Annotated in this window: 10 protein-coding genes; 5 read left to right on the forward strand and 5 right to left on the reverse strand. The window is 67.9% G+C overall.

Annotation, left to right across the window (positions count from 1 at the left end):
* Positions 1-59 precede the first annotated feature (59 nt).
* The 3 genes from G6P88_RS12825 to G6P88_RS12835 all read left to right on the forward strand — a co-directional run bounded on the left by G6P88_RS12825 (position 60) and on the right by G6P88_RS12835 (position 4,637).
* Entirely contained in the window at positions 60-2,042 is a 1,983-nt protein-coding gene (locus G6P88_RS12825) for an acetyl-CoA carboxylase biotin carboxylase subunit (RefSeq protein ID WP_165323514.1), read from the forward strand.
* Positions 2,043-2,293: 251 nt separating this feature from the next.
* Entirely contained in the window at positions 2,294-4,213 is a 1,920-nt protein-coding gene (locus tag G6P88_RS12830; protein ID WP_226946551.1) for a methyl-accepting chemotaxis protein, read from the forward strand.
* 73 nt (positions 4,214-4,286) lie between these two features.
* Positions 4,287-4,637 carry an energy transducer TonB gene (locus tag G6P88_RS12835; RefSeq protein WP_226946552.1) on the forward strand — a complete coding sequence of 117 codons (351 nt, stop codon included), beginning with the start codon at positions 4,287-4,289 and terminating at the stop codon, positions 4,635-4,637.
* Between the two features lie 31 nt (positions 4,638-4,668).
* Here G6P88_RS12835 and eda read toward each other — a convergent pair whose 3' ends face one another.
* From eda to zwf, 5 genes are all read right to left on the reverse strand, one after another.
* The gene (gene eda / locus G6P88_RS12840; protein ID WP_165323515.1) at positions 4,669-5,280 is read right to left on the reverse strand and encodes a bifunctional 4-hydroxy-2-oxoglutarate aldolase/2-dehydro-3-deoxy-phosphogluconate aldolase; all 612 of its coding nucleotides are present in this window, start codon (positions 5,278-5,280) and stop codon (positions 4,669-4,671) included.
* Complete coding sequence (locus G6P88_RS12845) at positions 5,277-6,242, reverse strand: glucokinase (protein WP_165323516.1); 966 nt, start codon at positions 6,240-6,242, stop codon at positions 5,277-5,279. Before G6P88_RS12845 ends, eda begins: the two co-directional genes overlap by 4 nt.
* Positions 6,242-8,062 carry a phosphogluconate dehydratase gene (gene edd, locus G6P88_RS12850; RefSeq protein ID WP_165323517.1) on the reverse strand — a complete coding sequence of 607 codons (1,821 nt, stop codon included), beginning with the start codon at positions 8,060-8,062 and terminating at the stop codon, positions 6,242-6,244. Before edd ends, G6P88_RS12845 begins: the two co-directional genes overlap by 1 nt.
* Before the next feature lie 55 nt (positions 8,063-8,117).
* Entirely contained in the window at positions 8,118-8,822 is a 705-nt protein-coding gene (gene pgl / locus G6P88_RS12855; RefSeq protein ID WP_165323518.1) for a 6-phosphogluconolactonase, read from the reverse strand.
* A gap of 66 nt (positions 8,823-8,888) precedes the next feature.
* Positions 8,889-10,373 carry a glucose-6-phosphate dehydrogenase gene (zwf, locus tag G6P88_RS12860; RefSeq protein WP_165323519.1) on the reverse strand — a complete coding sequence of 495 codons (1,485 nt, stop codon included), beginning with the start codon at positions 10,371-10,373 and terminating at the stop codon, positions 8,889-8,891.
* A 137-nt stretch (positions 10,374-10,510) separates the two neighbouring features.
* On the opposite strand from zwf, the gene G6P88_RS12865 reads away from it, so the two are divergent.
* Together G6P88_RS12865 and G6P88_RS12870 are read left to right on the forward strand one after the other, a co-directional pair.
* A complete protein-coding gene (locus G6P88_RS12865; RefSeq protein ID WP_165323520.1) occupies positions 10,511-11,302 on the forward strand; it encodes a GNAT family N-acetyltransferase in 792 nt (263 codons plus the stop codon).
* A 98-nt stretch (positions 11,303-11,400) separates the two neighbouring features.
* The gene (locus G6P88_RS12870; RefSeq protein WP_165323521.1) at positions 11,401-13,422 is read left to right on the forward strand and encodes a TonB-dependent receptor; all 2,022 of its coding nucleotides are present in this window, start codon (positions 11,401-11,403) and stop codon (positions 13,420-13,422) included.
* Positions 13,423-13,477: the final 55 nt, after the last annotated feature.

Consider the following 13,477-nt stretch of genomic DNA (forward strand, 5'->3'; position numbering starts at 1 on the left):
TACGCCGCCGTCCCTCGGGACGGAAGGACAAGATACGGGATAGGGAAGCGACGACGCCCATGTTCAAGAAGATCCTGATCGCCAATCGCGGTGAAATCGCCTGCCGCGTCATCAAGACCGCCCGCCGCATGGGCATCAAGACGGTCGCCGTCTATTCGGATGCCGATGCGCGCGCGCCGCATGTCGAGATGGCCGACGAGGCGATCCACATCGGCGCCTCGCCCGCGTCCGAATCCTATCTGATCGCCGACAAGATCATCGCCGCCTGCAAGGCGACCGGCGCCGAGGCGGTCCATCCGGGCTATGGCTTCCTGTCCGAGCGGACCAGCTTCGCCGAGGCGCTCGACGCCGCCGGCATCGCCTTCATCGGCCCGCCGGTGGGCGCGATCGCCGCGATGGGCGACAAGATCGAATCGAAGAAGCTCGCCAAGCAGGCCGGCGTCAACGTCGTCCCCGGCTTCGTCGGCGAGATCGAGGACACCGACCACGCGGTCCGTATCGCCAACGACATCGGCTATCCGGTGATGATGAAGGCCTCGGCCGGCGGCGGCGGCAAGGGCATGCGCCTTGCCTATAGCGAGAAGGACGTCCGCGAGAATTTCGAGAGCGTGAAGCGCGAGGGTCTCGCCAGCTTCGGCGACGACCGCGTCTTCATCGAGAAGTTCATCGAGAGCCCGCGCCACATCGAGATCCAGGTGCTCGGCGATAAGCATGGCAACATCCTCTACCTGAACGAGCGCGAATGCTCGATCCAGCGGCGCCACCAGAAGGTCGTCGAAGAGGCGCCTTCGCCCTTCGTGTCGCCCGAGATGCGCAAGGCGATGGGCGAGCAGGCCGTCGCGCTCGCGCGCGCCGTCGGCTATTATAGCGCCGGCACGGTCGAGCTGATCGTGTCGGGCGCCGACAAGACCGGCCAGGGCTTCTACTTCCTGGAGATGAACACGCGCCTGCAGGTCGAGCATCCGGTGACCGAATATATCACCGGCCTCGATCTGGTCGAACAGATGATCCGCGTGGCCTATGGCGAAAAGCTGGCCTTCACGCAGGACGATGTGAAGATCAACGGCTGGGCGGTCGAGAACCGCGTCTATGCCGAGGATCCCTATCGCGGCTTCCTGCCGTCGACCGGCCGCCTCGTCCGCTATCGTCCGCCGGCCGAGGTGGACAATGTCCGCGTCGACGATGGCGTCTATGAGGGCTCCGAAATCTCGATGTTCTACGACCCGATGATCGCCAAGCTGGTGACCTGGGGCGAGACGCGCGAGGCCGCGATCGACAAGCAAATCACCGCGCTCGACCGCTTCGAAATCGATGGCATCGGCCATAACATCGATTTCCTCTCGGCGCTGATGCAGCATCCGCGATTCCGCTCGGGCAACATCACGACCGGTTTCATTGCCGAGGAATTCCCCGAGGGCTTCCAGGGCGCCCCTGCCAGTGAGAAGCTCAGCCTGCACCTGGCGGCGATTGCCGGCGTTCTCGCCAGCATCGATTCGGCCCGCGCCGCGCATATCGACGGCCGCCTCAATGGCCCGGCCGAGCCTTCGACCAGCTGGGTCGTCACCCTCGACGGCGTCGAGCGCGCGGTGGAGATCGCTGGCGACGCCGTCACCGTCGATGGCACCCCGGTCGTGGTCGACGCGCCCTATATCCCGGGCCAGCGCCTGGTCGAGGCGGTCGTCGACGGCGAAGGCCTGTCGCTGCGCGTGGAGCGCAAGCGGACCGGGTGGACGTTCACGACCCGTGGCGCCAGCCACAGCCTGCGCGTGCTGACGCCGCGCGTGGCCGCCCTGTCGCACCATATGATCGAGAAGGTCCCGCCGGATCTCTCGCGCTTCCTCCTGTGCCCGATGCCGGGTCTCGTCACTGCGATTCACGTCGGTGAGGGCGCAAAGGTCGAGGCGGGCCAGCCGCTCGCCGTCGTCGAGGCGATGAAGATGGAAAATATCCTGCGCGCCGAAAAGGCCGGTACGGTCAAGACGGTCGCCGCCAAGCCGGGTGACAGCCTGGCCGTCGATGCGGTGATTCTCGAGTTCGAGTGAGCGTAGCGGCCGGGTTTCCGGTCGTTTCGGTCCTGAACACAGGCTCGGCACCATGACCCGGAGCGGCTTTCCGCTTCGGGTCATGGTTTATGGTTCGTTAGCAAACCCTGTTGTAAGTAACCGAAATCGCGGAGCTTTCGGCGACTGCGTGCGGCGAGCCTTACGAATAATCAATAATCTTGCGGTTACTACCTTGTCGGAAGCGTAGGGGGCGATTCGCATCGCCTACCCTGGCCAAGATGGAGGTAGAGATGGGACTACTGGCCCGGTTCGGGATCGGTGCGAAAATGGGGCTGGCATTCCTGCTGATGCTGGGGATGCTTGCGGGCCTTGGCGCCTTCGCGGTCGTCAAGATCGGCGAAGTCAACGAGCGCTCGAACGAGATGCGAACGCAGTGGCTTCCCGCCACCAAGCTGGTGGGCGACATCCATGCCTATACGTCGCAATATCGGATCAGCCAGGGCCTCCACGTCATGTCCGAGGACGAGGCCGGGCGCCGCAAGGCCGGCATCCAGCTGCGCAACGCTGACAAGGCGATCCGCCGCATGCTCGACGACTATGCGCCTTATGCCAAGGGGCCCGAGCAGCTTGCGGCCTATGACGGCCTCAAGGCGAGCTGGGAAGAATATCTTGCCTCGAATGCGCAGCTGACCCAGACCGCCGAGTCAGGCGACGCGGCCGCTGCCGTGGCGCTTTTTCGTGGCGATAGCCTCGATAAATTCTACGCGGTCGAGGACAACATTCTCTCGCTCGTGGACCTGAACGACAAGGGCGGCCAGGCTGCATCCCAGTCTGCGGCAGCCATCTACGCCAAGACCCGGACCCTGGTTATCCAGCTGATCGCAGGCTCGCTTGCGCTCGCCGTCATCCTGATGGTCATGTTGCTGATGGGCATTGCCCGTCCGCTGTCCAAGATGAGCGCTGCGGTCCACTCTCTCTCGAATGGCGACCTGTCGGTTTCGATCCCGGCGCTGCGCCGCCATGACGAGATCGGCGGGCTGGCCCGTGCACTCGACGGCTTCAAGGCCCTGTTCGCTGCCGAGCAGGAGCGCGCCCTGGCCGACCAGCGTCGCGCCGCCGAAGAGCTTGCCCAGGCCCAGGCAACCCAGCGCACGGTCGAGCTCATCGGCGCCGGCCTCTCGGCCGTCGCCCATGGCGACCTGACCGTCCGCGTCCCCAACGATGCCGAAGGTCCGCTCGCGCAGCTGCACCATGACTTCAACGAGGCGCTCGACCGTCTGTCGACGACGATCAGCGAGATCATCGACGGCTTCGGTACGATCCGCTCGGGCACCGGCGAAATCGCTCAGGCGGCGCAGGACCTGTCGCAGCGCACCGAGAGCCAGGCCCATTCGCTCGCCCGCACCGCCAATGCGCTCGAAGAGTTCATGGGCACCGTCCGCCTGACCGCCGGCAATGCCCGCGAGACGAGCGAGAAGGTTGCGGCCGCCCGCTCGGCAGCCGAATCGATGGGCACCACCGCCCGTCAGGCGATTGAGGCGATGCGGACGATCGAATCGTCGAGCCGCGAGATGGAGGAGATCGTCTCCACGATCGACAACCTCGCCTTCCAGACCAACCTCCTGGCGCTCAATGCCGGTGTCGAGGCGGCCCGGGCGGGCCCGGCGGGTGCCGGCTTCGCGGTCGTCGCGACCGAGGTCCGCGTGCTGGCACAGCGCTGCACCGACGCCGCCGGCAAGATCCGCGATCTGATCGCGACCTCGGGCCACCAGGTCGTGAGCGGTGTGGAACTGGTCGAACGCTCGGGTTCGGCGCTGGGAACGATCGTCGAGGAATTCGGGCAGGTCGCCGACCTCATCGCGGAGATCGCCGCCGCCAACGAGCAGCAGGCGACCGGTCTCAACGAGATCAACGCCGGCGTGTCCTCGATGGACAATGCCACCCAGCAGAATGCCGCCATGGTCGAAGAGACCAATGCCAGCGTTCAGAGCCTCTCGGCCGAGGCGCAGCGGCTTGCCGATCGCGTCGGTGGCTTCCGCACCGGCCAGCAGGCCCCGGCGCGCCGGGCTCCCGCCCCGGCCCGCGCGGCCCGTCCGGCTCCCGCTCCCGCTCCGGCGCGCGCTGCCGCTCCTGCGAAATGGGCCAGCCCCGCTCCCGTCCACGGTGCACTCGCGCTGAAGGTCGAGGAAGAGGACTGGACCGAGTTCTGATCCCCCCGACGGCGGCGTATCCGGCTCCGCCGTTCCACCAACCCACCCCATATTTCCAATCACGGAGGGCAATGTGACTGTACGCTTTCGTAATCTCCTCATCGGTCTGACCGCTGCGACGATGGTCGCCGGCGCGGCGAATGCCGCGGCGACGCCCGAATGGACGGCCCGCATCCGCCAGATGATCGCTTCGAAGCAGGATTATCCGAACGCGGCCCAGATGCGCGGCGACGAAGGTACCGCCAAGGTCAAGCTCGACGTCTCCGACGATGGTTCGGTGGCGGCCGTGTCGATCGTGCAGCCCTCGGGCTCGTCGCTCCTCGACAAGGAAGCACTGGCGGCGATCAAGCGCGTCGGCACCTTCCCGGCCCCTCCGGGTGGCGCGGCTTCGGTCGTGATCCCGCTGACCTGGAAGCTTCAGTAAGCTTCAGCCGGTAGAAGACAAAGGCGGGCGGTCAGCGCGGCAAATTTGCCGCGGCGGCCGCCCGCTTGCGTATTTCGGCCACGTCGGGAGCACCAGCGGGCACGACCCAGCTGCCGCCGACGCAGAGCACCGAATCGAGCGCGAGCCAGTCGGCTGCGGTCTGCTCGGTGATCCCCCCGGTCGGGCAGAAGCGCGCCCTGAACAGCGGCGCCGCCAGCGCCTTCAGCGCGGGAATGCCGCCATTGGCGGTGGCGGGGAAGAATTTGAAATGGGTCAGCCCCATGTCGAGCCCGCGCATGACATCGCCTGCATTGGCGGTGCCCGGCAGGAAGGGCAGGCCGCTGGCGATCGCCGCGTCCGCAAGCCGGTCGGTCAGCCCCGGTGACACCAGGAAACGCGCGCCGGCATCGGCACTGGCCTTCACATCGTCCGGATTGAGGACGGTCCCCGCACCGACGACCGCACCCTCCACCTTCGCCATCTCGCGAATGACATCGAGCGCGGCCGGGGTTCGCAACGTGACTTCGAGCGCGGGCAGCCCGCCTTCGACCAGTGCCTCCGCGATCGGCCGTGCCTGCGCCACGTCGTGGATCACCAGCACCGGGATCACCGGGGCCAGCATCATCACCTGCTCGACGTTCATGCCTGCTCCTCCTGAAAGGCTGCGGCCGCGCCAAGCAATCCCGCTTCGGGATGGCGGGCGAGCCGGATGGGGAAATGCGCCATGCGAGCCTCGAAACGGCCTTTTGCGCGAAAACGATCGTGGAACAGGGGGCCCTTGAGCCGCGCCTCGATCCGATTGGCGAGGCCGCCGGTGACGACCACTGCATTCGCGCCGTGCGCCAGCGCGAGATCGCCCGCCACGGCGCCGAAGGACATGACCAGGCGATCGAGCGCCTGTGCGGCCAGCGCGTCGGTGCCGTCGATGGCGACCTGCCATAGCGACGCATCGTCGCGGGGAACGATCGCCAGGCCGCCGACCATCGCCAGCGTTTCGTGGATGTCGGACAGCGCCGGGCCCGAGACGATCCTTTCGATCGATACGCGGCGATGACGCTCGCGCAGCCGTGCGAGCAGCTTCTCCTCGAAGCCGTCGAGGGCCGCAAAGTCGATATGCCCGCCTTCGGTGGGCAGGACGATGCGTCGTCCGTGCCGGCGGACCAGTTGGGCCACGCCCAGCCCCGTGCCGGGTCCGATCACGGTGGTCACGCCGGTCTCGGGCAGCGCGCCGCCGGGACCACCGAGTGGCACCAGTTCGTCTTCGGTGAGGACGCCGACCGCGGCTGCCATCGCGGCGAAATCGTTGATCAGCGTGACGCTGCTCAGCCCCAGCTCTTCCGCCAGCGTGGCGGGCCGGATCGTCCAGCTGTTGTTGGTGAAGCGGATCAACTCCCCCTCGACCGGTCCGGCGATCGCGATGCAGGCGGCGTCGGGCAGGGCGCCGCCCTCGTCGCGGGCAAAGGCGGCCCAGGCATCGGCCAGGCCGGCATGGTCCGCCGTCCGGTATTTGCGCGGGGTGCCGAGCGTCGGGCGCCCGCCGGCGTGCAGTTCGGCTATGGCGAAGCGGGCATTGGTGCCGCCCAGGTCGACCGCGACGAGCTTCATCAGAGCCCGGCCGCCGCCAGCATCGCCGATCCGCCGCGCTCGGCGGTGTCGGCGCCCGCGCGCATGAAGGCGAACAATTCGCGACCGGTTCCCTGCGCAGCCGGGGGCGGGGCCGCCGGTTCGCGCGCCTGCCATTCGGCTTCGTCGACGAGGACCGTGATCTCGCCCTTGTGCCCGCACAGCCGCACTATATCGCCATCGCGCAGCTTGGCGATCGGCCCGTGGGCCAGCGCCTCGGGCGTGAGGTGGATCGCCGCAGGCACTTTCCCGCTTGCCCCCGACATGCGCCCGTCGGTGACGAGCGCGACGCGATGGCCACGATCCTGCAGTACGCCGAGAGATGGCGTGAGCTTGTGCAGTTCGGGCATGCCGTTGGCGCGCGGCCCCTGGAAGCGGACCACCACGACCACGTCGCGGTCCAGCTCTCCGGCCTTGAACGCGGCGGTCACCTGGTCCTGATCGTCGAACACGCGGACCGGCGCCTCGATCGTCCATCGCTCGGACGCGACCGCGCTGGTCTTGAACGTGCCGCGGCCGAGATTGCCCTGGACGAGGCGCATGCCGCCGTCCGGCAGGAACGGGTTCGACACCGGGCGCAGCATCGTTTCGTCGCGCGGCGCGGCAGGCGCCGGTTCCCATGTGAGGGTTTCGCCGTCGAGCGTCGGATCGGCGGCATAGTCGCCGAGGTCCTTTCCGGCGACGGTGAGGATGTCGCGATGGAGCAGCCCGCCGTCGATCAGGGTCGCGATGACATAGGCCATGCCGCCCGCCGCCTGGAAATGGTTCACGTCGCCCGAACCGTTCGGATAGACGCGCGCGATCAACGGCACCGCCGCCGACAGCCGGTCGATATCCTCCCAGTCGATCAGGATCCCGGCGGCGCGGGCGATGGCGGGCAGGTGGATGACATGGTTGGTCGACCCGCCGGTCGCCAGCAGGCCGACGGCGGCGTTGACGATCGCCTTCTCGTCGACGCAGCGGCCCAGCGGGCGATAATCGTCGCCGTCCCAGCCGATCTTGCCGAGCCGGTGGACGGCGGCGCGGGTCAGCTCCTGGCGCAGCCTGGTGCCGGGATTGACGAAGGCCGCCCCGGGGATGTGGAGGCCCATGACCTCCATCATCATCTGGTTCGAATTGGCGGTGCCGTAGAAGGTGCAGGTGCCGGCGCCGTGATAGGAGGCGGATTCGGCCTCGAGCAGTTCCTCCCGGCCGACCTTGCCTTCGGCATAAAGCTGGCGGATGCGCTGCTTTTCCTTGTTGGCGAGGCCCGAAGGCATCGGACCGGCCGGAATCAGGATGATCGGGAGATGCCCGAAGCGCAGGGCGCCGATCAGCAGGCCGGGCACGATCTTGTCGCAGATGCCGAGCAGCGCGGCGCCCTCGAACATGCCGTGGCTGAGCGCGACCGCGGTCGACAGGGCGATGGTGTCGCGGCTGAACAGCGAAAGCTCCATGCCTTTCTGGCCCTGGGTGACGCCGTCGCACATGGCGGGAACGCCGCCTGCGACCTGCGCGGTCAGCCCCGCCTCACGCGCCCACAGCTTCATCTGGTCCGGATAGCGGCCATAAGGCTGATGCGCCGACAGCATGTCGTTATAGGCGGTCACGATGCTGATGTTCATCGCGCGGCCATCGCGGATAGCGGCCTTGTCCTCGCCCGAAGCGGCGAAGCCATGCGCCAGATTGCCGCAGGACAGGCGCGGACGATCCACGCCCGTGTCGCGTTCGCGCTCGATCAGGTCGAGATAGGCCTGCCGGCCGGGTCTGGACCGCTCGACGATGCGGGCTGTGACGGCCTCGACGGCCGGATGCAATGTCATCTTTCCCACTCCCTCGCTGGGACCGGGCCGGGCGCGCCTCGTCGCCCGTCGCCGGTCACGCGCACCAATGAATGTCGATCGCCTGCTCGGCGTCCGCAAGGACGCGCCCGATCGGCAGCGGCGATCCAGCGCCGTCCTTGATCGCGCGCTCCAGCAATTTCTTCTTGTCCTTGCCGGTGACGACCACGGTCAGCGTGCGGGCCGACAATATGGCGGCACGGGTCAGCGTCACGCGGGCGACGGGGGCTTCGGCGGGCAACGGATCGGGCAGCACGCCCACCGCGCGACGCGCCTTGGGGGCATCCAGCGCCTCGTCGAGATCGGGACCGGCGAAAATCGAGGCGGTGTGCCCGTCATTGCCCATGCCGAGCCAGACCAGATCGGGCGGCCAGGGCAGCTCCTGCAACCGCGCGTCGGCCGCGCGACCGGCGGCCTTATGGTCGGGGGCCTTTTCGCTGATGAAGGGAATGACCCGCGCGCCCTTCGGCAGGAAGATGCGGGCGAGCATCGCCGCGTTCGACAGCGGATCGGTCATCGCTACGATCCGGTCGTCGGTGGGGACGATCATCACCTTCTTCCAGTCGATCTTGGCTTTGGCCAGCTTTTCGTAGATCGGGATCGGCGTCTGCCCGCCGGGAAGGGCGATCAGGCATTGTCCGCGCGCATCGAGCGCCGACTCGATGATGAAGGCGACATCGCCGGCCACCGCCTCGGCGAGCTCGCCGGCATCCTCATAATCCCACCATTCGGCTTCGATCATCTATCGTTCCTTCTCTGGCCCTCGCCTCGCGAGACGGCCGTGCCGCGCGCGGAGCGTCCGCGCACCTCAATCGTGCCAGGTGACCCCGTCGCGTTCGGTCAGCGCAATCGCGGCCGACGGTCCCCAGGTTCCCGCCGTATAGGGACGGGGCTTCATCGAATTGGCCACCCAGCCGTCGCGGATCGCATCGATCCACTCCCACTGCGCCTCTACCTCGTCGCGCCGGACGAACAAGGTCTGGTCGCCCTCGATCAGGTCGAGCAGCAGCCTTTCATAGGCGATCCGACGCCGGCTGTCGGCGAAGGCGTTGGGCATGGAGATGTCGAGCGGCACCTCGCGCAGGCGGATGCCGTCGCGATCCAGGCCGGGCTCCTTCGACATCAGCATCAGGCGGACATTCTCGTCGGGTTGCAAACGGATGATCAGCTTGTTGGGTTGCAACATCGCGCCGCGCCCTTCGAAGATCGAGTGGGGCACGCTCTTGAAGCGGATGAAGATCTCGGACTGGCGGCTGGGCAGGCGCTTGCCCGTGCGCAGGTAGAAGGGCACACCGCGCCAGCGCCAATTGTCGATATGCGCCTTGAGCGCGACGAAGGTCTCGGTATCCGACGGCTTGCCCAGCTCGTCGAGATAGCCGGGTACGGGGCCGCCCGCCATGGCGCCCGGGCCATATTGGCCGATGACGCTGTGGGTCGCGACGGTCGCGCGGTCGATCGGGCGCAGCGAGCGCAGCACCTTGACCTTCTCGTCGCGGACCGAGGTCGCGTCGAACTGCGCGGGCGGCTCCATCGCCACCAGCGCGAGCAGCTGGAGCATGTGGTTCTGCACCATGTCGCGGATCGCGCCGGCGCCGTCGTAGAAGCCGACGCGGCCCTCCAGGCCGACCGTTTCCGACACGGTGATCTGGACATGCTCGATCCCGCCCGCGCGCCACAGCGGCTCGAACAGGCTGTTGGCGAAGCGCAGCGCCAGCAGATTCTGGACGGTTTCCTTGCCCAGATAATGGTCGATGCGAAAGGTACGATCCTCGGGGAAGACCGCTGCCACCGCGTCGTTGATCACGCGGCTGGACGCCATGTCGTAGCCGAGCGGCTTTTCGAGGCCGATGCGGACGCCGTCGCCGGCAAGGCCCGCTTTGGCCAGTCCCTCGATCGTCGAGCCGAACAGCGATGGCGCGGTCGACAGGAAGATCGACATGCCGCGTTCGGTCGACCCCACATGGGCGGCCAGGGTGGCGAAGTCCCCTTCCCTCGACGCGTCGACCGGTACATAGCTGAGCCGCGTCAGGAAGGCCGCGAGCGCCTCGTCGTCGAGGCGCTCGGCGGGAACGAAACGGCGCAGGGCCGTTTCCGCGAAGCCCCGGAAGCCGGCGTCGTCCATTCCGGTTCGGGCAGTGCAAACGATTGCAAGGCCGGGCGACAAAAGACCCTCAGCGGCTAGCCCGTACAAGGATGGCAACAACATGCGCTGCGACAGGTCGCCGGTCGCGCCGAACAGAAGCAGCTTTTCGCTGGGTGTCGTCACCAGTTCGTCTCCCTCGTCTTCCACCATGCCCGTTCCGGGCCGCGCATCCGGCCCTTTGTAACGCGGATGGAACGCCTGTGTAGCAAATGGATCGCCGCGCGGTAGCGGCCATGTCGCACTGCGCGATTATTGCCGTCCAATAGTTGCAGAAAGGGGACGGGTCCATGGCGCAGGTAGTTTCGTCGACCGGTTTTGGTGAACGGCGGCTCGCGGTCCGACTGGCACAGGGCGAGCGGGACATCGTCGCCGCCCAGCAGCTGCGCTACGACATCTTCTTCGGCGCGATGGGGGCTGATATCGGTGAGACCACCGACCGGCGGGACGTCGATCCCTATGACGGGCTTTGCGACCATCTGCTCGTCGAGGATCATGGCCGCCCGGGCAGTCCGGTCGTCGGCACCTATCGCCTGCTTCGACAGAGTGTCGCCGAGGCCCATGCCGGCTTCTATTCGGCGCATGAGTTCGATCTGTCGCCGGTCCTGGCCCATGGTCGGCGCGAGGGCGTCGAACTGCTCGAACTGGGGCGGTCCTGTGTCGACCCCGCCTATCGGGATGCCGGTACCATCCAGCTGCTGTGGCGCGGCATCGCCGATTATCTGCAGCGGCATGCCATCGGCTACATGTTCGGCTGCGCGAGCTTTCCCGGCATCGATCCCGCCGACCATGCCGAGGGCCTCTCGCTGCTTGCCCACAATCATATGGCGATGCCGGAGCTGCGGGCCCGCGCGATCGGGGAGCAGGCCATCCCGCTCGCGGCGCTGCCGATCGGCGGCTATGACCCGCGCATCGCGCTGCGTCGCCTGCCGCCGCTGATCAAGGCCTATTTGCGGGTCGGCGCGGAGATCGGCGACGGCGCCTATATAGATCGCGCCTTCAACACGATCGACGTGTTCGTGCTTGTGCCGGTGGCGCGCATCGCCGCGCGCTATGCCCAGCGCTTCGAGGTTGCCGCCTGAGTTTTCCATTCATCCGGACGCAGCTGCCCGACGAAACGCATTGACGCGCCGCGCTCATGATGGTGATCCGCCTTCCTGAAACATGAGGGAGGATCACCTTGCGGCATGCCCGCCATCTGTTGAGCGCCGCGCTGGTGGCCGTCCTGTCCGCGCCGGCGCAGGCGGCGGACGACGCGCCGATCATCGTGTCGGGCTACGGACTCGACCGGTCTCCAGGCGACGCCGCTTATGATGTCGTCAGCATCGATCGGGACCGTCTGACCCTGTCCGCCAGCGGCAGGATGGAGGACGTTCTGCGCGACGCGGCTGGCTTCCAGCAGTTCCGCCGCTCCGATTCGCGCTCGGCCCACCCCACCAGCCAGGGCGCGACCCTGCGCGGGCTCGGCGGCAATGCGGCGACACGCGCGCTGGTCCTGCTCGACGGCGTGCCGGTGATCGACCCCTTCGGCGGATGGATAAGCTGGGCGGCGCTGGATCCGGCCCGGATCGGCCATGTCCGCGTCACGCGCGGGGGCGGCAGCGGTGTCCAGGGCGCGGGCGCGCTTGCCGGCACGATCGAACTGACGAGCATCGGCGGGGACGATGCGCCGCGCGTCGATGCCGGTTTGGCTTATGGCAGCCGCGAGTCGGTCGATGCCGACGCGACGGTAACCGCTGCACTGGGCGGCGGCTTCGCGATGCTGTCGGCGGGCTATGCACGCGGCGACGGCTTCGTGCCGATCGTGGCGGAGGACCGCGGACCGATCGACCGGGCCGCGCGCTATCGCCAGAGCCGGGGATCGGCGCGCGCCGTGATCCCCGCGGGAGGGGATGTCGAACTGCAGGCCAATGGGTCGTTTCTGCTCGACCAGCGCGATCGGGGCGTGCCCTTTACCGGAAACGCGAATCTCGCCGTGGATACGTCGCTGCGACTGGTCGGGCGTGGCCGATGGGGCTGGGAGGCGACCGCCTGGCTCCAGCATCGCGAGTTCTCCAGCGGCTTCGCGAGCATCGGCGCGCGTCGGGCCAGCGTCAGCCAGTCGCTCGACCAGTATAATGTGCCGGCCAACGGGGTCGGCGGTCGCTTCGAGCTTAGACCCTGGCTGGGTGAAGGGCGGACGCTGCGCGTCGGTGGCGACCTGCGCCATGTCAGCGGCCGGACCGAGGAACTTGTGGTCGCGACCAATGTCGGTCGCGTGGCCGGTGGCGAGCAGACCATCTATGGCGGTTTCGCCGAGCTCGCCCTGCTTCCGGCGCCGGGCCTGACCGTGACCGCGAGCGGCCGTGTCGACCGCTGGGAACTGCGCAAGGGCCGGCGGACCGAGATCAACCGCAACAGCGGCGCGCTGGTCGCGGCGAACAGCCAGCGCTACGCCGACCGCTCGGGAACCGAGACGACCGGCCGCGCCGGCATCGCCTGGAATCCGCCGGGGCTGGCGGCGGTCCAGCTGCGCGGCGCGGCTTATACCGGCTGGCGCCTGCCCACGCTGAACGAACTGTATCGCCCGTTTCGCGCGGGCAATGACAGCACCATCGCCAACCCGCTGCTCGACCCCGAGCGCGTGAAGGGGATCGAGGGCGCACTGTCCTATGCGCCGCTGCCGGGCTGGCGCGCGGCGGTCACGCTGTTCTGGAACCGGCTCGACGATGCGGTCTCCAACGTGACGATCGCGCCGAATACCCGCCAGCGCCAGAATGTGGACGCGATCCGCAGCCGGGGCGTGGAGGTGGAGGCGACGGGGACGCTGGGCGAATGGCGTCTGTCGGCCAGCTATTCGCATATCGATCCGCGCGTCCGGGCAAGCGGCGCGGCCGTGGCGCTCTCGGGCCTGCGCCCGGCGCAGACCCCGCAGGACCAGGGTAGCCTGCAGCTGGAATGGAATCGCCCCGGCACGGCGCGGGCGGGGGTAACGGCGCGCTATGTCGGGCGCCAGTTCGAGGATGACCAGAACAGCCGCAGGCTGCGCGATGCGCTCACCTTCGATGCGGTCGCATCGGTCCAGCTTGGCAGCGGGCTGACCGCAGAAGTGCGCGCCGAAAATCTCGCCGACAAGCTGGTCGAGGCGACCGTCGGTGCAGACGGAACCATCGAACGTGCGACCCCGCGGACGCTCTGGCTGGCCCTGCGTTACGTTCGCTGACCGGGATTGATGTCGCCGCACCGATGTGGTGCGATCGGCATCCCCATTGGAGAGT

This window comes from Rhizorhabdus phycosphaerae (genome assembly GCF_011044255.1).
Taxonomy (GTDB): domain Bacteria; phylum Pseudomonadota; class Alphaproteobacteria; order Sphingomonadales; family Sphingomonadaceae; genus Rhizorhabdus; species Rhizorhabdus phycosphaerae.

Excerpts from the sequence above, each read along its gene's own strand:
- zwf (WP_165323519.1), bottom strand. The coding sequence starts at position 10,373 with ATGGTGGAAGACGAGGGAGACGAACTGGTGACGACACCCAGCGAAAAG.
- G6P88_RS12865 (WP_165323520.1), top strand. The coding sequence starts at position 10,511 with ATGGCGCAGGTAGTTTCGTCGACCGGTTTTGGTGAACGGCGGCTCGCG.
- G6P88_RS12845 (WP_165323516.1), bottom strand. The coding sequence starts at position 6,242 with ATGAAGCTCGTCGCGGTCGACCTGGGCGGCACCAATGCCCGCTTCGCC.
- eda (WP_165323515.1), bottom strand. The coding sequence starts at position 5,280 with ATGAACGTCGAGCAGGTGATGATGCTGGCCCCGGTGATCCCGGTGCTG.
- edd (WP_165323517.1), bottom strand. The coding sequence starts at position 8,062 with ATGACATTGCATCCGGCCGTCGAGGCCGTCACAGCCCGCATCGTCGAG.
- G6P88_RS12830 (WP_226946551.1), top strand. The coding sequence starts at position 2,294 with ATGGGACTACTGGCCCGGTTCGGGATCGGTGCGAAAATGGGGCTGGCA.
- pgl (WP_165323518.1), bottom strand. The coding sequence starts at position 8,822 with ATGATCGAAGCCGAATGGTGGGATTATGAGGATGCCGGCGAGCTCGCC.
- G6P88_RS12825 (WP_165323514.1), top strand. The coding sequence starts at position 60 with ATGTTCAAGAAGATCCTGATCGCCAATCGCGGTGAAATCGCCTGCCGC.